This window comes from Armatimonadota bacterium (assembly GCA_013314775.1).
Taxonomy (GTDB): domain Bacteria; phylum Armatimonadota; class Zipacnadia; order Zipacnadales; family JABUFB01; genus JABUFB01.
Genome location: JABUFB010000003.1, coordinates 34,650 through 58,508, shown reverse-complemented (window position 1 = coordinate 58,508; position 23,859 = coordinate 34,650). Strand labels below are relative to the sequence as shown.

General features: G+C 63.8%; 15 protein-coding genes. 3 read left to right on the top strand and 12 right to left on the bottom strand.

Features of this window, described 5'->3' with window-relative positions:
- Nucleotides 1-16 precede the first annotated feature (16 nt).
- From HPY44_03050 to HPY44_03040, 3 genes are all read right to left on the bottom strand, one after another.
- Complete coding sequence (locus HPY44_03050) at nucleotides 17-982, bottom strand: hypothetical protein (GenBank protein NSW54967.1); 966 nt, start codon at nucleotides 980-982, stop codon at nucleotides 17-19.
- 130 nt (nucleotides 983-1,112) lie between these two features.
- The gene (locus HPY44_03045; protein ID NSW54966.1) at nucleotides 1,113-2,072 is read right to left on the bottom strand and encodes an alpha/beta hydrolase; all 960 of its coding nucleotides are present in this window, start codon (nucleotides 2,070-2,072) and stop codon (nucleotides 1,113-1,115) included.
- 76 nt (nucleotides 2,073-2,148) lie between these two features.
- Nucleotides 2,149-2,796, bottom strand: a complete 648-nt coding sequence (locus HPY44_03040) for a pyrimidine 5'-nucleotidase (GenBank protein ID NSW54965.1) — start codon at nucleotides 2,794-2,796, stop codon at nucleotides 2,149-2,151.
- A 72-nt stretch (nucleotides 2,797-2,868) separates the two neighbouring features.
- Between HPY44_03040 and HPY44_03035 the strand changes: the two genes are divergently transcribed.
- Nucleotides 2,869-3,615, top strand: a complete 747-nt coding sequence (locus HPY44_03035) for a hypothetical protein (GenBank protein NSW54964.1) — start codon at nucleotides 2,869-2,871, stop codon at nucleotides 3,613-3,615.
- A 324-nt stretch (nucleotides 3,616-3,939) separates the two neighbouring features.
- On the opposite strand, the gene HPY44_03030 is transcribed toward HPY44_03035, so the two are convergent.
- Nucleotides 3,940-4,917 (bottom strand): Gfo/Idh/MocA family oxidoreductase, encoded by a 978-nt coding sequence (locus HPY44_03030; GenBank protein NSW54963.1) that lies wholly within the window; start codon nucleotides 4,915-4,917, stop codon nucleotides 3,940-3,942.
- Nucleotides 4,918-5,100: 183 nt separating this feature from the next.
- On the opposite strand from HPY44_03030, the gene HPY44_03025 reads away from it, so the two are divergent.
- Together HPY44_03025 and HPY44_03020 are read left to right on the top strand one after the other, a co-directional pair.
- Nucleotides 5,101-9,240: a hypothetical protein gene (locus HPY44_03025; protein NSW54962.1), complete on the top strand. Its 4,140-nt coding sequence runs from the start codon at nucleotides 5,101-5,103 to the stop codon at nucleotides 9,238-9,240.
- A gap of 66 nt (nucleotides 9,241-9,306) precedes the next feature.
- Nucleotides 9,307-9,759: a CBS domain-containing protein gene (locus tag HPY44_03020; protein ID NSW54961.1), complete on the top strand. Its 453-nt coding sequence runs from the start codon at nucleotides 9,307-9,309 to the stop codon at nucleotides 9,757-9,759.
- Nucleotides 9,760-9,839: 80 nt separating this feature from the next.
- On the opposite strand, the gene HPY44_03015 is transcribed toward HPY44_03020, so the two are convergent.
- The 8 genes from HPY44_03015 to HPY44_02980 all read right to left on the bottom strand — a co-directional run bounded on the left by HPY44_03015 (nucleotide 9,840) and on the right by HPY44_02980 (nucleotide 23,857).
- Complete coding sequence (locus tag HPY44_03015) at nucleotides 9,840-11,021, bottom strand: carboxypeptidase regulatory-like domain-containing protein (protein NSW54960.1); 1,182 nt, start codon at nucleotides 11,019-11,021, stop codon at nucleotides 9,840-9,842.
- Between the two features lie 52 nt (nucleotides 11,022-11,073).
- On the bottom strand, nucleotides 11,074-14,052 hold the full coding sequence (locus HPY44_03010; protein NSW54959.1) for a hypothetical protein: 2,979 nt from the start codon (nucleotides 14,050-14,052) through the stop codon (nucleotides 11,074-11,076).
- A gap of 27 nt (nucleotides 14,053-14,079) precedes the next feature.
- Nucleotides 14,080-17,616 (bottom strand): hypothetical protein, encoded by a 3,537-nt coding sequence (locus tag HPY44_03005; protein NSW54958.1) that lies wholly within the window; start codon nucleotides 17,614-17,616, stop codon nucleotides 14,080-14,082.
- Between the two features lie 236 nt (nucleotides 17,617-17,852).
- Entirely contained in the window at nucleotides 17,853-18,737 is an 885-nt protein-coding gene (locus HPY44_03000) for a CehA/McbA family metallohydrolase (protein NSW54957.1), read from the bottom strand.
- A 504-nt stretch (nucleotides 18,738-19,241) separates the two neighbouring features.
- Entirely contained in the window at nucleotides 19,242-20,543 is a 1,302-nt protein-coding gene (locus HPY44_02995; GenBank protein NSW54956.1) for a tetratricopeptide repeat protein, read from the bottom strand.
- 89 nt (nucleotides 20,544-20,632) lie between these two features.
- Nucleotides 20,633-21,724, bottom strand: coding sequence for a hypothetical protein (locus tag HPY44_02990; GenBank protein ID NSW54955.1), 1,092 nt, complete (start codon nucleotides 21,722-21,724; stop codon nucleotides 20,633-20,635).
- 18 nt (nucleotides 21,725-21,742) lie between these two features.
- Complete coding sequence (locus HPY44_02985; GenBank protein ID NSW54954.1) at nucleotides 21,743-21,931, bottom strand: hypothetical protein; 189 nt, start codon at nucleotides 21,929-21,931, stop codon at nucleotides 21,743-21,745.
- Nucleotides 21,932-22,135: 204 nt separating this feature from the next.
- Nucleotides 22,136-23,857 carry a hypothetical protein gene (locus HPY44_02980; protein NSW54953.1) on the bottom strand — a complete coding sequence of 574 codons (1,722 nt, stop codon included), beginning with the start codon at nucleotides 23,855-23,857 and terminating at the stop codon, nucleotides 22,136-22,138.
- Nucleotides 23,858-23,859 lie beyond the last annotated feature (2 nt).

The following is a 23,859-nucleotide window of genomic DNA, read 5'->3' as shown; positions in this document are numbered from 1 at the left end:
GGGTCAGTGACGGACTTCAGTTGTCAGCGGGAGGCGCTGTCGGGGCCGGCGCGGGGCAGGCTGACGCGGCCACAGGCTGCGCCGGAGACTCGCCGATGGCCTTGCGCGTCACATCGAACACGGTCCGGGCAACCATGACGCGGTCGGCTTTATAGCGGGCGTCATCCACACTGTGCATCAGCTTCAAACCCGATTCAATGCGGCGCCTGGCAGTTGACGGGATGTCTTCCAGCTTCGTCACAGGGACGATGGCCACGCCCGCCGGGTCCACGATAGGCCGGGCGATAGCCTCCTGCTTGGCCTTGCGGCAACCGGGGCACTGTCCACCTTCCGGGCAATTGCCGGGCGCGTGGGGGGGCACGGAAACAACTTTGCCCTGCGCCTGGTTCACAACGCCCTGCAGAATGTCATCGTAGAGCGTGGCGACGAGATTGGGCAGTTCCTTGTCGAAAAGTTCGTCACTGCAGGCGCGCGTGAGAAGCAGGTGATCCAGCACGACGGCGACCATCGCCCAATCCCGAGTCGGGATCTCAACAACCTTCGGCTTTGCCGGTGGCGTGTAGTTGGTGACCGGCCCGGTGGCGACGGGCTTGCCTTTGCCCATGCGGATGCAGGGCTCGGCCAGGGGGAAGAGCCGCTCGAAGTTGGCCTTCCACGCCCTCGCCAGGTCCATCTGGCTCATGCCCCGGCCGGCCACGTCCGAGGGGTACACCTTGGTTAGCAGGGTCTTTCCGATGTAAATTGCCGGTTCCGGGCCGCCTACCACGTACATCTTCGGGCGACCAACATCCTCCACCGAAATGGCCTGCGACACCTGCTTGTCGATATACGACACTCGCTCGAAAATGCTGTTGAAGGGCCCGGGGGAAGTGATCTTTGCCGCGACCTTATTCGCGAGGATCACGTAGTCTTCACACAATCCCATCTCCGGGAGCGCCAGGATCGACAGCAGGCTCAGGGCTACGACGACTATGCTGCGCATCAAGCTCCAACCTCCGTGCCATGGTTTCGCGGCATGAACCGCGAGTGCTTTGTCTCCCCGGTTTTGACACCCCACCAGGGTGTGTGTTTCGCCGGTCGCGACCTGGCCCGACCCGTCAGAGCTTCCGCCGCTACCGCCTGGACAAGTGGCGGTCGAAGAACTCCGCGATCATCTTGTCGATCTCGGCGGTGCCCGGTTGGATGGTCGGGCCGAAGAACCCATGCCCCGCGCCTTTGACGGGAACGAAGGTCACATCCGCACCCACTTTCCGCAGAGCCTCGTCCAGTATCTCGGACTGGTTGAAGGGAACCGTGGGGTCCTCGGTGCCGTGCAGAATCAGGAACGGCGGCTCATTGCCGTCCACGTACGTCACTGGGCTGGCTGCGCGGGCCTTCTCCAGGTTGTCGGCGATGAGCCCGCCGATGAGCTGAGCTTCCGGGCAGTCGGGGCGGGTACGGTCGATATTGCTGGGCTTGCCCAGGAGGGCCGGGAGGTCGGATGGGCCGAACATGTCCACCACACACTGAACCGCGCTGCTGAAGCCCTCGTTCCCCGGGCCCTCCAGCGCCTGCACACCAATCGACGTTCCCAGCAAGGCCACCAGGTGCCCGCCTGCTGACGAGCCCCACACGCCGATGCGATTGGGGTCGACGTTGAGTTCCCTCGCGTACTTGCGGATCCAGCGGATCGCCGCTTTGCAGTCGTGGATCTGAGCCGGGAACAGCGCTTCCTGGGACAGCCGGTACTCGATGCTGGCGGTGAAATATCCCCTCTGGGCTAAAGGGTAGTTGCGAGATGGGTCGGCGTTCCCCGAGCGCCAGGCGCCCCCGTGGATGAAGACAATCACCGGCATCGGATCGGCGGGCGGGGTTTTCGGGCGCGCGATGTTCAACCGCAAAGCGCGGCCGTCCACGGTGAGATACGTCACGTCGCGGACAACCTCGACATCCGAAGGAGGCTGAGGCCGTGCCTGCGCCTGTTGAGGCCGGGGTCGGCCCTGGGCAGGCTGGGCGATGCATGAACAGGGCACGGCGAAAGCCAGCGTCACCGCCGCTGCGATCTGCACGAAAACGAAGGAGATGCGATACATGGGCTTCCTCCAGGTGGACCGGCGGGATAGCCTATTGGACGCAGACAGGCCGCGGGATGTTCGCGTGAGGGCGCGCTCAGGGTGTGAGGCCTGCGGCGGAGAGGGCCCGCCCGAGATGGAGGATCGAGTCGATGCGCAGGTCTGCCTCGCCCGGCCGCCGGCCCACCAGCACAGTCACCATTCCCAGGTCAAGCGCGGGCGTCAGGTTGCCCGGGTTATCTTCCACGAAAGCGACCTGACAGGCGGGAACCCCTAGGTCCTCCAGAATGCGCTCGTAGGATGCCCGGTTCGGCTTACACAGGTACTCGCAGTACTCGATGCCGAAGACTCTCTCGAACAGATCACTTACGCTCAGTGCCGCCAGAACCTTCCAGGCATAGACCTCGGTTGCATTGGTGAATACATGTCGCGAGACCGGCAGGGCGGCAAGCATCGCTGCAAGTTCGGGCCACGGGTCCAGGTACTCGGCGGGTTCGATCTGGCTGATCGTCGCCGCATACAGGCCCCGTGCGTCTATCCCGTATTCCGCCTGGAGCCCGCTGGCGGTAGTGCCGTACTGCTTCCAGGTGCGCAGGCGCAGTTCGTCTGCTTCATCATGGGGTAGTCCAAGCTGCTCCATGATCCAGCGCGTGATGCGGCGGTCGCCCTCGTCCTGCAGCCCGGCTTCGGCGTCGTAGAGGGTGTTGTCCAGGTCGAAGAGAATTGCTCTGATGGTCTCGGGCATCGTGGCCCCAGTTTACCCTTTCCAGAGCCGGCGTGGAAGACCGGCGAGACCAGTAAGCACAGGGAGTGAGACATGAACCCGCTTCAAGAAAAGAACCTGCGCGAAATCGAGGGCCTCAACCAGCGCGGTGGCCGGACCCTCAGCTTCGTAGACCTCATCGCCGCAGGGACGATGACCCCCGAGCTGGTGGCACACTGCTGGACCGCCATTGCCCACGGGGCGTCTTTCATCGTCGCCGCCCGGCCCGGGGGAGCCGGGAAGAGTACGGTCCTGGCGAATCTGCTGTGTCTGCTTCCCCCGGGCGAGGAGATCGTCACGGTCACAGACCCCCACATCGTCGATGACGATGGCCCCAACTGCTATCTCGCCCACGAGATCGGCCCCGGACACTGGTACGGATACATCTGGGGGCGACAAGTGGCCGAGTTCCTGGCGCTGATCCCTCGAGGCAATCGGGCCGCATCCTGCCTGCACGCCGACACGCTGGACGAGACCCGGGAGATCCTCACCTCTCCCCCGCTGCAGGCCCCGCTGGACCACTTCAACATGCTGGACCTCGTGCTCTTCGTGCATGTGCGAGGCGCGCGCAGGCGAGTGGCGACACTCCACGAGAGCACCGGGAGCGGGCACCGGATGGCCTTCAAGTGGGATGAGGCGTCGGACACCATCGCGCGACTGGGCCGATCGGTAATGTTCGAGCGACTTGGGGCAACCGAGACCGAATACGAGGCCCGGCTGGAGGCGGTTGAGCGGATTGTGGCAGGAGGCGAAAACCGGTTCGAGCGGGTGCGGGAAAAAGTGCTGAAGATGTATGGCTAGGAGGGCGGGTTGACGCCGCGCAACGCCGCAGATGGCTCGTGGGACAGGCAACCCTGCCTGACAGCCGTCGTCTTTCGCCTGGTGGGGCGGGCATCCCACCCATCCGCTTAGGTCGAGCGTCTCGCTCGACAGGCCGTTGGTCGTCGGTGCCCCGGGTTCAAACCCGGGTCTAGAGGCCTTCGGCCGGGCGTCCTGAGGGACGCGAAGGCCGCGGAGATTGCCGACCGGGACGGGCGGCCGACGCGGATCGATGGGAGGCGCACCCACGCGACGCTGTCCCCGCCCCCATCCGGCCGCATTTCCGGGGAAACGAAAGCTCGCGCCTTAGGCCAGCACGGGCTTTTCAGGCTTGCCTGAAATCGCCGAGCGGTTGGCCGTAAGCACCACGTCGGTGCTCATCAGGCCCTCGCGATAGGAGCACGGAAGCAGCGACTGATCCCCGGCACGGATTGCCTGCGCGAACACCTCATCGATGTTCGGCGCGGGTTCCGGCGGCGCGCAGAGCCACTCGTCGGTCTCGGGCGCCAGAGAATTCCCACCGAAGCCGAGGGTCAGGATCTGGTCGCGCAGGAGGAACACCACGTCGCTCTTCCCCCCGCCTTTGGTCATCATCGGGCTGGTGCTCAGAGTGCCCAGCATGCCCGACTTGAACTTGAACAAGACCGCCTGGGAATCCGGGATGTCCAGATTCTCCACGTCACCCATAGTGCGCAGGGCATACTGGGCGTATACCTCCGCCACCTCGTCCCCGGTGACGTAGCGAATTGCGTCTACCTGGTGCACAGTCTGCTCCACAAGCTGGCCACCGGAGCGAGACATGACCCGCCACCACGGGGTCCCGGGCAGCCCACCCCAGCGGTGGGAGGAGACCATCGCAATGGTGCGGTCCGACAGCCACTTCTTCGCCCGGTTCACCGGGTCCAGCAGACGCAACTGAAATCCCACGCAGGACAGCACATGATTGGACTCGATGGCCTCGAGTATCTCGAGACCTTTGTCCATGTCCAGGCAGACGGGCTTTTCTACGAACACCGCGCAACCCTTCTGCGCCGCGAGAATCTCTGCATCCGTGTGGGCGAAAGGCGGCACGCTCACGTAGACCGCGTCGGCGTCGATCTCATCGAGCATCGCGTGATGATCGCTATAGGCGGGGGCGTTGAACCTGGCGCCCACCTCGCTTGCCAGAGCCTCGTTGATGTCGCAGACCGCGACGATGCGGGTTCCCTCGACCTCTGCAAAGCGCTGCATGTGCCCCTGCGCATTGCCTCCGGCCCCGATGAAAGCGGCCTTGATCTCCACCATTTGCCGTTCCTCCCCGAAGTGGGTATTATGTACCTTGGTTTTTCGTCGGATTGGCAGCGGGGCCGCCTGGATCGGCTCCCTATCGGCCCTATTCTCAGAGTGCTCCGCGACAACCTTCCCAGAAGACGCATTGGAAGACGTATCGCCGGACACGCTGAAGACGCGATATGAAAGGACATGCCCATGCGTTTGTGGACCCTCATTGGCCTGCTGGCCGTCTGTGTGACTATGCCCGCACTGGCGGCGGAACAGCTGAGCCCCCACTTCAACCGCGACACTATGATGCTCAGCAGCGAGGTGGAGCGGGGTATGAGGGCCGTCGGCAAGACGGTCTTCGCGGGAACCACCATCTCTGAATTCAATCTGGAGATTCTCAGTGTCCTGGAGAACTCAAACTCAGGGATGGACCTCGTGATCGCGAAGGTGCTGGACGGCCCGGTGGTGGAGCGCGAATCCGGGATCATCGGCGGCATGAGCGGGAGCCCGGTGTACATCAACGGCAAGCTGGTGGGCGCCATCGCCTACGGCTGGCAGTGGGTGCGTGAGCCAATCTGCGGCATTACCACCATCAACTCCATGCTGGCCGCCTTGGATAAGCCGGCGGAGGTGAAGGTGGGGCAGCTTGCGCCGGGGCGTGAGCCGGAATACGCCCGGGTCCGGGAGCCCTTCCAGGCAGCAGGGCGGGAGATCACGGGAGTGCAGATCGCGCCGCCGGGCCACGATGGTGAGGCTTTCGCAGATGCCCACACCATGGTCCTCGCGCCAGTGACGGCTCCGGTCTACTGTGCGGGCTTGCCCCCGAAGGCGCTGGAGCACCTGAACGGTGTGCTGAAGCCCTATGGCATGGAGGCCATCCCCGGCCCGGGGAAGAGCCGGTATGCGGTCCCTGTGAAGATCGAGCCCGGCGCGGCACTGGGCTCAACCCTTGTGTCCGGCGATATTGACATCAGCACCGGCGGCACCGTCACCTACGTGGATGGAGACCTGATCCTCGGCTTCGGCCACCCGTACATGGAGTTCGGCAAGGTGGCGTTCCCCCTGACCACCTCGTGGGTCCACGACTTCGTGCCCCGTTATTCGCGGACAGACAAGATGATGTCCATCATGCAGGACGTGGGCACTATCACCCAGGATCGCAACTGGGCTATCGGCGGTAAGCTCGGGCCCATCGCGCCCAAAGTCCCGGCAACTATCACGATCACCGACAGGAATCGGCAGGTCACGGATACGTATCACATTGAGATCATGCGCCAGCGCGTGATGACTCCCGAACTCATGGCAACGAGCGTCCTCACGGCGATTTTCAACAGCTACAACTCGCAGGGTGAGGGCATGCTGAAGGTGAGGTTCCGGGTGAAAGGCGACCGAGGCCACGAGATCACCCGGGAGGACATTTTCTACCATGACGGCATGCTGTCGATGCCGGCCATCGGCGACCTGATGGCGGCCTCTTCCATGCTTACAGAGAACCGGTTCCGGCCCCAGGACGTGACGGGGCTGGAATACAGCGCCGAACTGTGGGATGCCGACGACACGGTGGCGATCGAATCAGTCACCGTGGACGAACCGGTGGCGAAGGCGGGAGAGGACATCACCGTCCGCGTGAGCCTGCGTCCGGACGATGGCAACGTCATCGAGAAGGTCGTCAAACTGCACATGCCGGTCTCGCTGGCCAAAGGCCGCATCCGAATAGGCGTGTCCGGCGGTGATTCCTCCATGGCGGTGCGGTCGCGAGTGGGCATTCTACCACCCACCTTCTATAGCCTGGAGAGCGTAATCGAACAGATCGAGACGCTGGAACGGGGTGACCAGCTTTTCGTGGCAGCCGGACTGCCCACGCGAGACATCTCGGTCGAAGGCACTCGTCTGTTTCGGCTCCCCGAAGTGCTCAAGTCTGCGCTGATGAATTCGCCGCGTACTGACCTGGGCGCCGGGGGTGCGGAAGTGTCGAAGACACTGGATCTGCCCTGGGTGGTGTATGGAGGCGCCATAGTGACCCTCCCCACCGAAGACCGCGAGGGCAAAGTGGGCAAGGTGCCATCTCCCCGCGTAGGCAATTCCGAGGACGAGGACGAAACCCTTGCCCCCCCGCCGGCCCCGGAGGGTGTGCCCGCGTCGCTTTGGTGGGCCGCGTCAGCCTTCGAGAAGCCACGGGCAGGTGCGGCCCGTCGGGCAGCAAGCCCCGCAACCCCGAACCTGGAACTCAATGGCGGCCAGGAAGAGGACGATGAGGCGCTGGACGACGAGGACGATGAAAGCGCGGAAGAGGCGGACGAGGACAACGGGGATGAAGGCGACGATGGGGATGAAGACAGCGACACGGCGAAGCCCGAGAAAAAGGACAACCAGCCCAAGGACAAGAAGAAAGGCGACGTGGGACGCAAGCCCTCGGTCTGGGAGCAGACCAGCGCCACAGATTTCAGCGCCGGCGAACTTCACGGCCTCGCCGTGCGCAGCGACGGCCGCGTGGAGATCGCGCCCAACTGGGAGAAGACCGGCGAGCCCGAGGAGATGCTGGTCTGGTGCCTGGCAGCGGGTACGGACAAAGGCTATGCGGGGACGATCAAACCCGGTCGGGTGTACTCGCTTGAGAATGGTGACACGAGCCTTCTGGCCGACACCGGCGAGTTTGGTGTATCAGCGCTGTGCGTGGCCAATGATGGCGCGGTGATCGCAGCGACCTTCCCCGGCGGCAAGGTGCTGGCAATCCGCGAGGGCAAGACCGAGACCCTTTGCACTCTTGAGGACCATTACGTCTGGGCGCTGGTGGGCGACGGCTTCGACGGTTACTACGCGGCCGTTGGCCCGGGCGCGGCAGTGTATCACATCTCGGCGCAGGGCGACACCAGCCGCATCGCCACACTGCCCCAGGAGCACGCCACAAGGCTGCTGCTCAAAGGCGATGACTTGTACGTGGGCACCGCCGACCGAGGGGGACTGTACCGGCTGGATGCGAAGCGGGAACTGACCGCCCTGTATGACTCAGGCACGGATGAAGTGACCGGGATTGAGTTGACCGCAGACGGCTCCGTGGTCTTTTCAACCGCACCCACGGGCAAAGTCATCTCAGTGGGCGCGAACGGCGACATCACCGAACTGTACAAGGCCGACAGTGGCGGGGTTATCAGCCTGGCCGCGGTCAACGGCACGGTTTACGCCGCTCTGGACGACGATGGGCGCGTGGTGCGCATCGTGGATCGCGATATCCACTCCCTGACGCGGCGAGATGAAGGCCATGCATGCACGGCGCTGGCCGCGAGGGCCAGTCGCCTCTTCCTGGCCACCACCAGCCCGGTGCAGCTGTACACCGCCGATCTGCAGGCGGCCTGCGAGGGCAGCCTGGAGTCGGGCATTCTCGACGCCAAGCGCATCGCGCGCTGGGGACGCGCCGACTGGCGCGCCTGTCTCCCCGAGGGCACGCGCATGGAACTGCGAATGCGCTCAGGCAACACCAGCGACCCCGAGTACGGTGGCTGGAGCCCGTGGTGCTTCGCCCTGCAGAAGCCCGGCCAGGATCTTGCGGGCCCACCGAACGCCCGCTATCTACAGTACAAATTGACGCTGGCCAAAGGAGAGGACACGAAGGAGCCCTGGCTGGACTGGTTGCGCATCCGTTACCTGCCCGAGAATCAGCGGCCGACAGTCAAAGACCCGACGCCGAAAGAGGGCGCGGCGATCAGCGATAAGTTCACTCTCAAGTGGAAGATGGAGGACCCCGACAAGGACGAGCTTGAGGCGCGAATTGAGGCACGCAAGCACGGCGAAGACGCCTGGAAGACCGTGAAGGATGGGGTGACCAAGAGCGAGTATGAGTGGAATACCAAGGACTTCGCAGATGGAATGTACGACCTGCGCATCACCGTCAGCGACCGCCGCGCTAACCCCACCGGGAACCTTCAGCACACGCTGGACATCTTGAACGTGACCATCGACAACACCGTCCCGGAGATCGAGCTGATCAGCGGTCCCGCGGAGCAGAAAGACGGAGAGTTCGCTTTGACCGGGTTCGCCCTGGACGCGCTGTCCACGATTACCAATATCGCCTGGCGCCCCGCAGGCAAGGATGACGAGGACAACTGGCGCGGGGCATGGCTGGATGACGGCTTGTACGACTGGACCTACGAACGCTTCCTCGTGGACACCGGAAAGCTGCCGGACAGTGTCACGGAGATCATCGTCCGCGCCCGTGATGGGGCCGGCAATGTGCTCGACAAGACCGTGAAGCTTCCTCAGCGCGGCAGCAAGGGCGACAAGCCTGAGGAGAAGACGGATGAGAAGCCGAAGGGCAAGAAGGGTGAGGACGCAGACGAAGCGAAGGGGTAGCCCGACTTGGATCACCAGGGCAGTATGCCGGCGGACGCGCGATACTCAACGGGGAGACTGATGACTATGAAAGCAAAGGAAATCATGACCACGCCGGTGCTGGCAATCGAGGAGACCGACCGCGCACAGCACGCCGTGGAGATAATGGCCGACAACGACATCAGCGGACTGCCGGTTGTCAACGGCAGGGAAGAGCTTGTGGGAATCGTCACGGAACGCGACCTGCTGCTCCTCGAACGGCAGCAACCGCCCATGATGAAGACCGCGCTCTACGGCCTGTGGATCACGCCCCAGCATCTCATCGAGCAGGACGCGGAATGGCGCGGGCTTGAGGTTAAGGACGTGATGACCCGGAAAGTGGTCACTTTCGGGCCCGAGGACAAAGTGATCGACATCGCCAAGGCCATGCATGACAAGGGCATCAACCGCGTGCCCATTGTGGATGGCGGGAAGATTGTGGGGATTATCTCGCGCAAGGATATTATCCGCGCCATGGCCAAAGGCCTGTCGCTGGAGTAGCGACCGCGCGGGGAAGTGAAACACTCGAAGCGGGCAGGCCCACGCGGGGCCTGCCCTCTCTCTATCCACTGGCGCGCGCTTTACGGTGACGCGCTGAGGGTGAAGTCGATGCCGTCCAGCACCCGGCCCTCGCCCTCGTAGTCCACCGTGCGGGTGATGGTGCGCGATCCGAAGGTCACCCGCAGTTCGTACCTACCCGCCGGAACGAACAGGTAGTAGCGGCCGTCGGCGCCCGTGGTATAGCGGGCCATCTCGGAGCCGCGGTTGATGTTGAAGGCCACCACAACCGCGCCCGCATTGTCCGGCGCACCCAGAAGCGTCACGGTCCCGGCGATGGTGTGCGGCACGCCCGGTGGCTCGCCCGAAGCTCGGGACATAAGCACCTGCACGGTACCCATCCCCGGCAGGACATTGATCTCATCCTCGTAATCGTCGTATCCCGACAACGTGGCCTTGATAGGCTTTTTCCCGACAGGCACGTCCGGCACGGTGAAGCGGCCGTCGGCGCCGGTCTGCACGGGGGGCAGGTCAGCGATTGCCACGGTGACCCCCGCGATTGGCGTCTGCAGGCGCAGGTCCGAGACAAGGCCGCGCACCGTCACCTTCGTATCGCCACTCAGGAGCGTGAAAGTCAGCGGCGAGTTTGTGCCACCTGCATCGGGCTGAACGGTAATGTCGATGGTTTCGGGCAAATACCCGGCAGCCACGGCTTCCACCGTGACCGGACCGATGGGTATGCCGCCCACTGCCACCACACCCGCGGAGTCCGTAAAGCCCGAGACGGTGTCATCATCTCCGCCGCCCGCCGGGATGAAGGTCACGAGGGCGTTCACGAGCGGCGCCCCGTCTGAGCCTTTCACCGTGGCCTGCACGGTCCCCGTGAGGGTGGTATCCACCGCTTCCATGGTGAGATCGACAAAAGTGGCGATGTCCTTGCGCAATTCGAGCTGCTGGGACACGGTCTTGTATCCCGGTGCGGTGACAGTCATCGGCTGCTTCGGCGGGTCTTCGTCACCGAAGGGGATATTGCGCAGGATCAGTTCGCGCTCAGAGGGGCCGTCGAACTGCCCGCGGACGCCGCCGATGACGACCTGCGCGATAGACCGGATCGTGGGCGCATCATCCTCCGGGCCCTCGAAGGCCGCGAAGACCACGATGGCGCCGGTGGGTTCGGTGCTCGCAGGAAGCCCGCCGCAACCCGCCAGAAGGACGGGAGCCGCGCAGAGAGCGAGCAGGAGATATGTGTTCGGTCGCATGTTCAAGGTGATGTGAACTTCTTTCTCGGCTGCGTTTGCCGGCGGGTTCCCATCCGGCTCAACGGCGGTCAACGCGCAGGCTGCGCACAGCGCGCACGGACTGGCCGGTGTCGGTCCGCGCCCGAACCTCGAACAGGTAGAGCCCGGAAGGAACCTTGAGCCCGTCCCCGTTGGTGAGATTCCACGCCACGGTGTTGACTCCCGCAGGCTGCACGCGGTCCTGGAACAAATTGCGTACTGGGCGGCCCGCGATGTTCAGCACCCGGGCCTCAACCGAAGCCGGCTGGGAAAGGGTGTATGCCAGGTTCACGGCAGACCCCGCAGACTGGGCGCTCATGGCGGAGATCACCAGCGCACCAGTGTTGTCGGCGGGCATTTCCACCTGCAGCGTGCGGCTGACCCCGGTGGCATCTGCAGTCAGCGTATACCCCGGAGTGGTGCGCATGTACAGGCGGGTTCCGGTCTGCGGATCCACCAGTACCGGCTTCGCGCTTGCCGGCAGGGCGCTCAGGTCCGGCCACGAGACACGGACAGGTTCGTCGGGAATGTTGCTCTCAACTCGCAACTGCCAGGTTTCGCCGGCCGGCTCCAGGCCGCGAACATCCGCCAGGTACACCGCGGAGTCAGATGCGCCCGACACGAACCGCGCGCTCACCGTGGGGCCGACCGCAGGCGGCGCGGCTATGTCATACTCGGGCTCGAAAGACGCCGATGCTCCTGCCGCCCCGCCCAGGTACGCCGCAGAGGAGCAGAAAGAGCCGGCTTGAATCTGGATCGGCAGGCGCCAGTCAGGGCTCGGGAGCACCTTCGTGGTGGAGGCTGAAGCAGCCGCGGTTTGCACGGGTTCGAAGGCCAGTTGCGCCCCGGCGGGCACAAGGCAACGGATCCAGTAGCCGTTGAAAGGCACGAGCTCGTCGGTTGTCTCGTACCCGGCAGACTGAGAGTACTTGATGATGCCCGTCTGGACGTAGCGTTTGGTGACCGCCTCCGCAAGGAGCACCGGGGCGTCCGTGCCCACCTGGACTTTGAGTTGGTCAATCGGCATCGTGTTCAATCGCGGCGTCCCGAACATGTTCCAACCAAGTTCGATGGGCACGGTGATGCGCTGCGTTTCGTCGGGCACCACGCCCGTTATTGAGACCGCCGTGTCCTGCAGGACCTTGAGCCAGTATCCCCGCCCATGGCCCAAGGGTTCCACGTTGGGCCAGACCCGGTACTCGCCTAAGGGCGGCGCGGCGGGATCCCAGCGCGCGAGAAGAAGGTCTGCGGCCGATATGCCGAGAACCTGAGGTGCGCTGCCGTTCACCGGCGTCACCGGCAAGCTCATCAGATGAAGCCCCGTCAGCCCCCTGGGGAAGGTGAACTGCAGTGTGGTCTGCTTGCCGCCGTCCAGCAGAACCATGTAGCTGTCCCAGCCCACGTTCACGCTGCGCGTGATGGGCTGGCCGCTGCTGTTGGTGAAGGTGACCTTGAGTTTCAGCGGCGACAGGCCTGCTGTGGTGATCGTCGCCCCCCAGATGCCCCGTTTCACCGAGAGACCCGCGATACCGTTGCCGCCTTCCACGTCTATCTGGCCCGTGGTGGCATTGAGAATGCCGCCGTAAAGGTTGTTCTCCCCCACCTCGAAGCCACGCACGAGATACGGGAAAGGATAGAAGCTACGCAGGCCGTTGAGGTCCAGTTGTACAGTGATGCGCTGAGCGCCGCCGATGTTGAAGAACGTGGGGATGAGGAAGCCCTCGCCAGGGGTTTCGCCACCGGCGGGAATGTCGATGAGGTTGCCCTCTTCGGCGTAAAGGCTGACGCTGAAGTCGTAGCTCCAGTAGATGGTCCGGGCCTGGCCGGAACGGACGAACTCATTGCCCGACTCGTCGGTCAGGTAATGCTCGACAATGAGCACCACTGCACTCTCCAGCGGGATGTTCCAGGTGTACTCCTTCAACCCGGCACGCACGCTGGTGTCCAGCACATACTGGCGTTGGTACCACTCCTGGAAAGGCAGGCCTTCCACGGACGGCAGCACTGAAGCCGCCACCGATCGCAGTCCGAGCACGTCGCCCTGAAGCTGCTGGCTGTAACGCGCATAGTACTGGGCGTTGAAGTTCGCAAAGAAGTTGTTGTCCTCGATCCAGCACTTCAGCCAGGCGGCCCTTGCCATGGCCACCCGCCAGACGAACATCCCGCCGAAATCCCCTTGCGGGTAGAAGGTGGAGTTGCCGAGCTCAGGGTGGTTTTCGGCCTCATAGACCGACAGCGCATAGAATGGGCCGGGGTCTTTGGGGTCGAAGTCTGGCGCCACGCCTGGCTGCACCTGCACTGCCGTGGCCGCCGCGCCCACGAAGCCTTCCTCCCAGGCATCGTAGAAGATGGCCACGTCATCGTGGAACGCCCGGAGCACCAGAAGCATGAAGATGAAGGTGTCCTCGGGCACGTTCCCGGTGAGAGCAGGCATCCGGATCTCATTGGTGGTGGCGTCGTAGATGCCGCCCTGCAGTTCGGTAATGGTGTCGTCGCGGATGACCTTGACGGTGATGTTGAACGCCGGCGGCCCGTAGATCAGCCGGGCCTTGGGGTAGGCATTGGCAATGTACGCCTGCAACACGGCCCGGTCGCTGTCCGTCCAGCCCTCGAACTCGAAAGTCAGCTGGTTCCCGGGATCACCGAGATCCCCCACGGCGGCGGTACGCACGAGGTCGGGCAGCACCAGTTGGTCATTGCGGGTGTGAACTGCGAGGCGCGGGAAGGCCACTCGCGCGCGGGGATTCACCTTGCCAATTTGCTGCAGACGGCGAATCGTGGCCGCAGCATGCCGGAGCTTTGCCTGCTCCGCCAGACTCGCAGCCGAGACCGAAGCCGTGCCCACGCGGTCGTCGGGAATCACGATCGCGCCCTGAGGCCCGTTGCAGCGGGTCGCGAAGGGCTCGTTCACGATGTTACGGAACGGCCCGGCAAGACACGGGACGGCCACGCAAGCCGCCAAGAAGCAAAGGCTTATTCCACTGATGAGGCGTGCAGTCATAGGGTCCTGAGCTTTCATGTGAGCCTCCTTCCGGAGGCGAAGAGACTACCAGTAGGCCATGTTGTCCTCAAGCAGCCACCAGTCCTCGTCCAGGGTCGCGCCGGGCAGCACGCCACCGGGCAACGGGCGGCCCGGTCCGGCTTCGGGTCTGCCAATCTCGGGACTGAAGGCCTGATCGAATGCATCGACGCCTGTGCCGGTATCGCGGAACTCACCGATGCCCTTCTTGATGGACTTCCCCGAAGTGGGTGGTGCGGTGTACCCACCCGTTCCGAAGGGCGTGGTGCCGAAGAGGTCGGTCATCGTTTGGCGGGTGCGGGTCTGGCCCAGGGTGTCGAAGGTGCTCGGTCCATAGCCCGTGCCGTAGCGGTTCGTGGTGCCGGTACCGAACCCGCTGAATGCACCGGCGCCCATGGAACCATATCCCGCTCCCACAGGGCTGTATCCCGTGTAGCCTGTTGAACTGCCCGTGTACAGGCTCGGGCTGTAGCCGCCAAAGGTTCCCGGCCCTCCGGAGTAACCAACGCCTGCGCGGCCACCCACGGACCTGCCCGGACCGCTGCTTCCCACGCCGCCGCGGAAACTGGTGTTCAGGTTGAGCAAGAAAGTGTTCGCGATGTAGTTCTGCCCGCTGCCGCTCGTGCCGTAGATCAGGTCGTCTTCAGTTGTGCGGGAGATGTGTTTGATGAACCGGTAGCCGAAGTCCACGCCGGTGGTGTTGCTCAAGCGGTAGCGTAGGCCTACCTCGCCTGTATGCTTCTTGAAGTCCGAATACCCGCCAGCGTAGTCCGAAATGCTGCCCGATGCCACCAGCGACAGGTCGTCGCTAAGCTGGTAGGACAGCTGTCCGCTGATGTCCGTGAGCTTCGTCGAGACCATCCGATACCGCTGCAGACGGCCATAGCCCACGTACGTCGGGCTGCTGCCGTCCTGGATGTTCAGGGTAAGACCCGCACTCCAATTGGTGCCCGGCGGACGATAGCTGGCAGAAAGGACGTAGCTCTTGTTGAGCACCGCGCCGCGGTCCTCCTCCAAGAACTGCAGGTCGTCCTTACTCAGGGCCAGGTTCAGGGATAGCGCCTCCGAGACCTGCCACATCGCCCCGAAATTCCAGAAATCCTGGGTGCTGTCGGCGAGGTAGCCCTGGGAACCGGTGCTGCTGTAGTCGCGCATGCCGAAAGCCAGGTCCAGTGAGAGACGCTCCGTGGGGCGCCAGGAAATGTTCAGACGGTCGTTGCGATCTGTGATCCCGGGGCGCTCCGTCTCCTCGTCGTCGTCATCATCGTCGTCGCCGCCGCCCCCGCCGCCGCCGGGGTTGTCAATCTGAGTGGTGGTCGCGGCGCTGAAAGTAGAGCCGTAGTAGCCGCTGGTGACCCGCCCGGAGCTTGTGGATTCGGAATGTGTGAGGTCCACGCTCAGCTTGCTGGTGGGGTTCCAGCGCGCCGTGAGTTGGACGTTGTCCGAGGTGGAGTTGTTGACTGTCTCCACCGCGGAAGACGAGTTCTCCGAGTAGCTGGCCGAGAAGGAGAGCTTGTCGGAAGGGTTGTAGCTCACCGAGGTCTGGAACTGGTCGGAGTCGCTTCCGGTGAGGGTCGACTCAGCGGTCGCGCCGGATGCCGGGCGGAAACTCCGCTGCTTCGTGGTGCTCAGACGCGACTGGATGGAGTACTTCTTTCCCTGCGGGCTGTAGGACAGGTTGATGCTGTCCGTGGTGTAGTCGCTGTCGCCGGTCGTCGCGCCACTGTTGGACATGGAACTGCGCTGGTAGCTGAAGGTGGGCCAGCCCTCATAATCCAGACGCACGTTGAGATCATTGCGCTCCGTGGCCACCGAGAGTGAAGTGCTGGTAGTCTGGCTGGTGTTCGCGGTGGGGTAGGTATTGAAGTTATAGCCGCCCGAGTAGCCGCTGTAGCCGAAAGACAGGCCACTGTCGCTGTCCAGCTTGGAGTAGCGATTGGCGATAGAGATGTGCTCATTCACATCCCACTCGGCCCCGAAATTGATTCCTTTTTCGCGCCGCCGGAAACCCACCGTATCAATATACGCGAAGGTGGGATCCACCGACCGGTACTCACCCACGAGACGGACGTCGCCGCCCCTGGTGTTATACGACAGCATGGTCGACAGCGCATTGCCGTTCTGATCTTCGGAGACACCCGAGCTCTTCGCCCAGTCCAGCGACCAGTTCAGGTTGTCGTTGATCGTGTACGCCAGGTCAACGCCCCAGAGCTGCTGGTCACCTGTGGCTTTGGCGCCTGTGTCGATGTCGTAGAAGTACTTGATGATTACCAGCGAAGTCGGCGGCACTGCGCGCCGGAAGATCACGCGCCCAATGGTGCGGAAGGCGTCATAATCAACACCCTCAAGTTGTTCGACGCTGTCCACGAGAACCGTCAGGGCCTTGTCGATGATCTGCCGCTCGCCCTTGTAGACCACACTCGTGCCGTCCACGATGATCGGCCGGTAGTTGGTGTCGAAGGGTCCGGTGCTGCCCGAGCCGTTGTAGACGTCCTCCTGGTAGCCCACGGTGTCATGCACCGATGAATCGCCCTGGCGGTCCTGCTGGAGAGTAGTAACACCCACCAGCATCCGGTCCTTCAGGAGCGGCACTTCGGCCCGGAAGCCGTACAGCTGTCCCGGCCCCTGGTTATTGTAGCCAAGGGACTGGTAGCTCACGGACACGGTATCGGCGGCGGTGATGATCCTCGGCTGGCCATCCACGGGCTCGAAGTAGAGTTGCCCGGTGTCGTAGTCCAGACGGTAGTCTGTCCCGAACTCCAGGAACTCCTCATTGACCTTGATGACCTCGCTGCCCTCAATGACCGGGGTGTATGTGAGGAAGTACGGGCCGGCGGTGTCGTTTCCCACGAAGGTCTGATTGCGCACGAGGCCTTTCTCGCGGGTGTAGAAGCCCCGCGCGAAACCGTTGCCCGGGAGCTTCTGGTCGAACTGCCAGCCCTTTGTGGACTTGCGGAAGGCAACGAACTCGTTCCCCCCAAGCTGCAGGTCGAGGTCGCCGTACAGCAGGGCCGAATCATGCCCGACATACCCCGCAACCCATCGGGAGTAGCGCTGCCCCCAGCCGCTGTCGGAGATATCGGCCTCGAAAACCAGTTCCTTCCAGATAGGCCCTTCCAGATGCAGGCTGCTGCGGCGCACAACGTCGTCGGTGTCCCAGCGTTGGCTCTTGTAGGTGGTTTCCGAACCCTCGACATCATTCTGCTGCAAGGTAAGAGTGTTCTGCCCGGTGATGGTAACTCCCTGGAAGAGATCGTTCTGCTCCAGGAACCGAGCAATGCCCGACTTCGGCTTCCTCTTCTTTGGCGCTGCGGGCGGGGCTCCGGGCGGCGCACCATCAGGCCCGGTGAAGGGAAGCTGGACAGCCGCAGGCGTCTGGCCGGAGAAAGGGTCTCCACCCAGCGGGATCGGCGGCGCCTGGCCCGCAGTCGGTGGGACGGTCTCCAGGCCAGGGAGCGGGGTGCCCTGTGCCGGCGCCGTTTCCTGCCCGGGCAAGGGCGCAGCCGGTGGCGCTTCGACTTGCTCCGTGGACGCGGGCTGGGTCTCTTCTGGCGTTGCGGCCAAGCCCTCGTCCTTTGTGGGCTCTTGCTGTGCCACGTCGGCACCGGCCGAGCACCAGATACACAGGAGCGCAAGGGCCAGCCACAGGGCCGCCCATGCGCCACTTCGTCGGAGATCACAACCTGGGGAGTTGCGCCTGCGTCTCACAGAATCTGCGGCCCCATTTGTCTGGATCGGGTAGTAATGCGGGTTGGACGCCGCGTGCACCGCTCTTGTTCCCGCGGCACGCTGGATGCGCGTCAGGAGAAGAAGAAAGGCTGGCTCCAGGCGCGCAGACCCGTCTCGCCCACGATCTCAATTCTAACATACTTCTCGCGGCCGTTGCGCAAGTACCTGGCACCCGTGAGCGGCGGGCGATCTTCCGCCTGGATGCACCAACCTTGCTGATTATTGGCCACGAAATTGATGGCCTGTGCCGCGCTGCAGTCCACCTCAATCCCGTCATCCGTGAGGCGAATGTCATGGATCAGCGGACCCATGGAGGCGTAGAACTGTCCCCGGCGCAGAGCGTCCATGATCGCCTCACGAGTGAGTTCCGCGGCGCGGATCATGGTGAACCCACCGTAGAAATCCCACCCGCAGCGGTGGCCGTCATCCACACCCACAGCCAGGGTTATCTCTCCACGCACCAGCATATCGTCCCAGTGCACCGACGAGATTCCTTTGCCGATCTCGATCTCGCAGCCGTAGTTGATGACCTCGATCCCCAGGCAGTTGCGCAGGCCCAGCATGTCGTGGGCAACCAGGCAGGACCAATACGGGTGTGCGATGAACCCGATGCCGCCCAGTTCGGCGATGCGGTCCAGGGTGTTCTGCGGGTGGTCTGTCGGCGCAGATGCCGCTTCGCCGGGAACGCCCACGCCTACGACGTGATAGGTGTGGCCCACTTCGCACTGCCCGCTACCGTACTCAATGCCTTCGATGCACACGAAGTCATGGGCGCAGTAGTCGCCGCAGGGAGTCACCTTGCCGTGGTCGGTAATTGCCAGCACATGGTAGCCCTGCCGGCGGTAATGGATCGCAACCTGCTCCGGGCTGAGTTTCCCGTCAGACTCCGTGGTGTGGGCGTGCAGGTTGGCCTTGTACCAGTTGCCTTCGCAAGCGAAGGGATTCTCGAGTTCCATGATCCTCAGTGCCTTTCGTACGTGAGTGAGAGAACCTGTGTTTCGCGAGCGAACCACGATGCACCTGCGGGGCCTGAAGCGGGGCGACGGAATCGGAGGGAGAAGGGTGAGAATGTACGGCGGACCGGACGATGTCGAGCGGGACGCTCGACCGATGCGCTTTGGGCCGCTCGTCCGCAGGACGGATGGCCGAAGGCCTCTAGCCCCGGGTTTCAACCCGGGGCGTCGGCGGACGATGTCGAGCGAGACGGCAGATGTCGAGCGGGACGCTCGACCGATGCGCTTTGGGCCCCCGTCCGCAGGACGCCCGGCCGAAGGCCTGTAGACCCGGGTTTCAACCCGGGGCGTCAACCCGGGGCACCGATCCGGGGGCACAACCCGGGTTTCAACCCGGGGCGTCAACCCGGGGCACCGATCCGGGGGCACAACCCGGGTTTCAACCCGGGGCGTCAACCCGGGGCACCGATCCGGGGGCACAACCCGGGTTTCAACCCGGGGCGTCGGCTAGAGCCCCTTGCGCGCTGCGTCCAGATGCTTCTTGATGTCGGGCTGGTTGGGCATCAGCCTGGCCGCCCGTTCCAGAAGGCGCACGGCTTCCTCATCTTCACCGTTGAGATGCAGAACGTATCCCAGGGTGTCCATAATCGCTGGGTTTTCGGGTGCCAGGGAGTAGGCCCTGCGCGCCAACTTGAGCGCCTCGGCGGTGTCCTTGCGCTTCACAGCCAGAAGATAAGCGAGGTTGTTCAGGGAATTGACGTGGCGCGGCTGCAGTTCAATGGCCTTACGGTAAGCGGCCTCGGCTTCCTCGAAACGCCCGAGCTTCTCCAGGATGTATGCCTTGCGGCCATGCACATCCGGCTGGTCGTCGTGGAGCTTGAGCGCTTCATTCACCTGGAAAAGCGCCTCATCGTAGTCCTTCAGTTGCGTGTACACATCCACCAGGCCCAGGCGCGGAGCCAGCGCGCCAGGCGACATCATCAGCGCGCCCTCGAACTCGTTCCGAGCTTCATCGGGCTTGCCTGTAAGCAGGAGAGAGCGCCCGCGCACTTGCAGCGACAGTGGACTGGCTCCCCCGAAAGCCTCCTCGAATTGGTCGGCCGCCAGGGCCGCGTCGTCGAATTCGCCCATGGCCAGGAGGAGGTTGGATGTCAACATCCATACCCCGACGTTGCCGGGCGCGAGCGCCGAGGCCTTCTTCAGCGCGTCGAGAGCGCCCTTGCGATCCTTCATCCACTCCCTGTACCCGGCCAGGACCAGCAGGTTCCGCAAGCGCGTCTGGCGCTTCCAGCCGGACGAGTACCGCTTCTCGACCTGGGCCCGGTCCGCTTTCTCGGCCGCCAGGATGTACCCCGTCAGCATCTGCATTGACGGTTCACGGGACAGGCGCTTGCTCACATTGTCCCGTGTCGCCTTGGCGCCCTCCACGTCGCCGTTTTCCAGTTGAGACACGGCCTTACGCAGGATCGCCTGGGCCTCAACGGTCTCCGAGGTCGTGGGTTCCGGGGTCACTGTCGCGAACACCCAGAAGATGCCCACAATAACAATTGCGAATATCAGCGTGGCGAGAAGGTATGGGGTAACGTGGCGGACGGCCTCGGGGTCATCGTCCGCATCGCCGACCCAGGCAGGCTGGGGCCTGTAATCCACCGTGACGCCTTCGGGCACACGGCGCAGGCCTAACTTGGCACGCAGCCGGTTCTCCCAGCGGCGGTATCGCGTGAACCACCGCTCCTGCACCTGTTTTGCCCTGCCGTCACCGGCCCGGAATGACCTGCCACCATCCGGTTCTATTCCATCTGGGAGCATGCCCCTGCCTCCGCGTCGATTGCATCGAACCGCGACGGATCCCGCCGTCCCACGGGACTTCGCCGCGCCCCCGATTCATCAGTCCTGCCCTAACATACAGCTTGCGGCCAGGCTCGCAGTCGCTCATGAGCGAAGCGGAAACACTCACTGTAAAGCACCAGTTGCATCTCCAGGATCTCTTCGTGGGTGCACAGCAACGCATTCTCGCCTGCGAGACCGACGGGGCACTCCAGGGTGAAGGACATCGCCCCGCTCACGTGGAACAACGCGCTTGTCAGGTTGAAGGGCGGGCCGGGCGGCTGATCGCCGTCGCAACCGGGTGTGAACGGCTCGGTGAAGGGTATTCCAGCGGCCGAGTACGTTTCCTTCAGACGCCGCGCGAACTCCGCACACTCCCTCTTGATGTACATCGGCACGTATGCGGGCTCCAGCACAGCCACGGCGGAGGGGTGACCGTGCAGGCCGCAGATCAACTCCGGCGCTTCCCGCCTCGCAATATCCAGGATCGCGGGGGCTTCCGGACCCATGGGTGCGAAGAACTCGTCGTGCATCGGGTTGATGCCGTCGTCGTTGAAATACGCGCCGAGGAATCCTGTGTTCGGGCCCCGCATGGGATGCTGGGCCTTGCAGTCGGGCCACTCGCACAGCCGCGTGTCCGCCCACGTTCCCTGCGCCCAGTAGCGCACCTCATACGGGCTGCAGCCCACGAAACAACCTGGTGTGAACCGCGCCGTCCCGTCCGGGTTCGCCAGTGGGACAATGAGCACCCGGCAGGTATCCGCAAGTTCCCGCAGTTCGGGCCATGCTTTGCCCCGCAGGTCCGCGCCGGTCTCCAGGATGCTCATCATGTTGACGCATCCCGTGCTGCCGTTGGTTTCCTCGCCGTGCACCGGGCCCAGCAGGAAGACCACGGGCCGCGTGCGTGAGCTCTTGTCAGCGTAGGCCGTCATATCCCGGGCGCCTACCGCCGAGTTGAAGTTGGCCCGGCTGGCAAAGGGCTCCGGTTCACCGTAGGCGACCAGGTGGATCGGCCGCCCGCCCGGCGAAGTAGCGATCTCGGTCACCTCACCACGGCGCACCGCGTCCACCTGCCGGTAGACGCTCTCGGGACTGCCCGCCCAGAAGGGGGGGTGGTCGCAATGGAAACTGGGCCGGAAGTCGGGCTGGTGTTCCAGTGGCATCGGTCACAGGCCCCCGGGTCAGGGAGTGTAATCCAGTATCACGTCCAACCAGGCAATGGACATGGGTGGTTCCGCAATCTGCCCCGTGCAGGAGTATACCACCGAGATGTCATCCTTGCCCAGTCGCCACCCGGGACTATCGCTCTTGTGGGGTGCATGCCGGCCGGGGGTGAAGCCGCGTTTGACGTGTCGCGCGCCCTGAGCCATTGCCTCACAGCCCGCGGAGCGGGCGGCAGCCTGTAGGCGGGGGCGGAAAGCCCCCGGTTTGCCGCCCCGCGATGGGCCTTGAGCCCTCGAAGGGGAACGACAGGCCCTTCCTCCTGCACCGGATGCCGGCCACCCACGGGGCAGGCACGCATCCTGCAAAGCCGATGCTACTAGATCGCCACCCGTCGGGGTCGACTTTGGCCTTCAGAACGCTATCGCGAACCCGGCCATGCCGGGGTGTTTCAGCAGCTCGCGATCCTTGTCCGAGTAGATCGCCGACTGCATCAGGTACAGACCCACCCCGGCCTCCCGGCAGGCAGGCCCGAACCACTGACCCAGATCGTACTCGAGTTCCCGCATGCCCACGTTGTCCTGCTGGCTCTGCACATACCCGGGCATGTTCATGGTATTGGGGTAATGCCATCCGCCGCTGATGGTTCCCAGTATGATCCCGTCCACCAGTCTTTCTTGCACCCACGTCCGCCAGTCCAGTCGCATGTTCCCGTACGGCGGGCCGATATAGTCCGACCGCGGGATGCCCACGATAATCTCCTTGCCCGGCAGGCCACGACGGAAGTCTCGCATGAGTTCGGTCAGGTACTCGCCCTGCAGGTCCCACCACTGCGACTTGCTGAAGTCCTCGGTGCGGATGTCCACCCCGTGCCGGCGTTTGAACTCATCCGCGATGGGTTGGTTGTAGCCGAACTGGTCCGCGAATTCCGCCGGGTATGAGTGGGTCCGGGTGCAGATGTATGCGCCGTCGAAGGGCCGGTCCGCAAGCAGCTTCTGGAAAATGCCCACGATATACCGGCGCGCTTCGGGGTAGGCGTAACACAGCACACCCCATTGCCGTTTACTCCCATCCCGGTTTTCCGTCAGGTACTCGGGGTGGTCGATGGTGAAACGCGACTGCCAGAAGTATGGGGTACTGCCACCGTAGAGCACAGATGTCGGGCTGCCTTCGTCGAAGATAGTGCTCCAGGCATAGACCTTGATCCCTGCTTCGTGGCACTGGCGGATGACCTCCGAGTGAATGTCGCCTTCCACCGCCCGGATCGCCTTGATGTACCAGTGGTCCTCGTCCATGCGCTTCTCGTACAGGTCCATAATGAGGAGGGACGAGCAGCGGAAGAGCACCTTCTTGACGCCCTTCCGCTTGCATTCCTCGATGAGCGGCGCTACATGCTCGATCCGGTTCAGCTTCCGCCAGCCCTGACCAACCACGATCTGGTCGCCCCAGCTCACGATCATGCAGTTATCCATGCCCTCGGTGTCCAGCTCGAACCGGTCGTCGTCGGGCAGGATGGTCACCTTCGGCCGGGCAATGGCACCCTTCATCCACTGCTCGTAGCGCTTCCCATCCTCGGGGTCAGTCCAGTCATAGCGCCCGAACCACAGTTCGCCCTGGCCCTGGCTCAGCAGCCCCCGGCCGGTCATCCCCGCCACGCTCCTGCCATTCAAGTACAGCAGGCAGATGTCATCCGCACGGTACTCCACCGCGAGGTCGTTCCAGACGCCGGGCAGCAGCGTCTCTTCGCAAGACAGAATGACCCTACCTTTGTCGGTGAAGAACAGGAACCACGGCTTGCTTTGGCCGCTGATGTAGATCATGAAGCTTCCGGGCAGGGCAATGGGAATCGAGCTTGCGCGGAGTTGGTCCAGCCGCACTTTCACGTCGATCCGCACGTTCCGCAGCCGCCCCCAGTCTTCGGGCGTCTTGCAGTGGGCATAGCTTCCGACCTCTCCATCCAGTTCCAGCACTGGCGCCTTGAGGACGCTGTCTTCCACGATCCGTGCGCCATTCTCGAGGGTGACTTGCAGGTCCGGCCCCCCTGCGCCACCGGGAAGGACACCGGTCTGCGCCCAGACCGCCGGGGGTAATGTCGCGATCAGCAGGACACACTGCAGACTAAGTCTCGCCTTCATCG

Bases quoted from the DNA above. Each gene is read 5' to 3' on its own strand.
- HPY44_03010 (NSW54959.1), bottom strand. From the start codon at position 14,052: ATGAAAGCTCAGGACCCTATGACTGCACGCCTCATCAGTGGAATAAGC.
- HPY44_02980 (NSW54953.1), bottom strand. From the start codon at position 23,857: ATGAAGGCGAGACTTAGTCTGCAGTGTGTCCTGCTGATCGCGACATTA.
- HPY44_03050 (NSW54967.1), bottom strand. From the start codon at position 982: ATGCGCAGCATAGTCGTCGTAGCCCTGAGCCTGCTGTCGATCCTGGCG.
- HPY44_02995 (NSW54956.1), bottom strand. From the start codon at position 20,543: ATGCTCCCAGATGGAATAGAACCGGATGGTGGCAGGTCATTCCGGGCC.
- HPY44_02985 (NSW54954.1), bottom strand. From the start codon at position 21,931: ATGGCTCAGGGCGCGCGACACGTCAAACGCGGCTTCACCCCCGGCCGG.
- HPY44_03000 (NSW54957.1), bottom strand. From the start codon at position 18,737: ATGGAACTCGAGAATCCCTTCGCTTGCGAAGGCAACTGGTACAAGGCC.
- HPY44_03030 (NSW54963.1), bottom strand. From the start codon at position 4,917: ATGGTGGAGATCAAGGCCGCTTTCATCGGGGCCGGAGGCAATGCGCAG.
- HPY44_03025 (NSW54962.1), top strand. From the start codon at position 5,101: ATGCGTTTGTGGACCCTCATTGGCCTGCTGGCCGTCTGTGTGACTATG.
- HPY44_03020 (NSW54961.1), top strand. From the start codon at position 9,307: ATGAAAGCAAAGGAAATCATGACCACGCCGGTGCTGGCAATCGAGGAG.
- HPY44_02990 (NSW54955.1), bottom strand. From the start codon at position 21,724: ATGCCACTGGAACACCAGCCCGACTTCCGGCCCAGTTTCCATTGCGAC.
- HPY44_03040 (NSW54965.1), bottom strand. From the start codon at position 2,796: ATGCCCGAGACCATCAGAGCAATTCTCTTCGACCTGGACAACACCCTC.
- HPY44_03035 (NSW54964.1), top strand. From the start codon at position 2,869: ATGAACCCGCTTCAAGAAAAGAACCTGCGCGAAATCGAGGGCCTCAAC.
- HPY44_03045 (NSW54966.1), bottom strand. From the start codon at position 2,072: ATGTATCGCATCTCCTTCGTTTTCGTGCAGATCGCAGCGGCGGTGACG.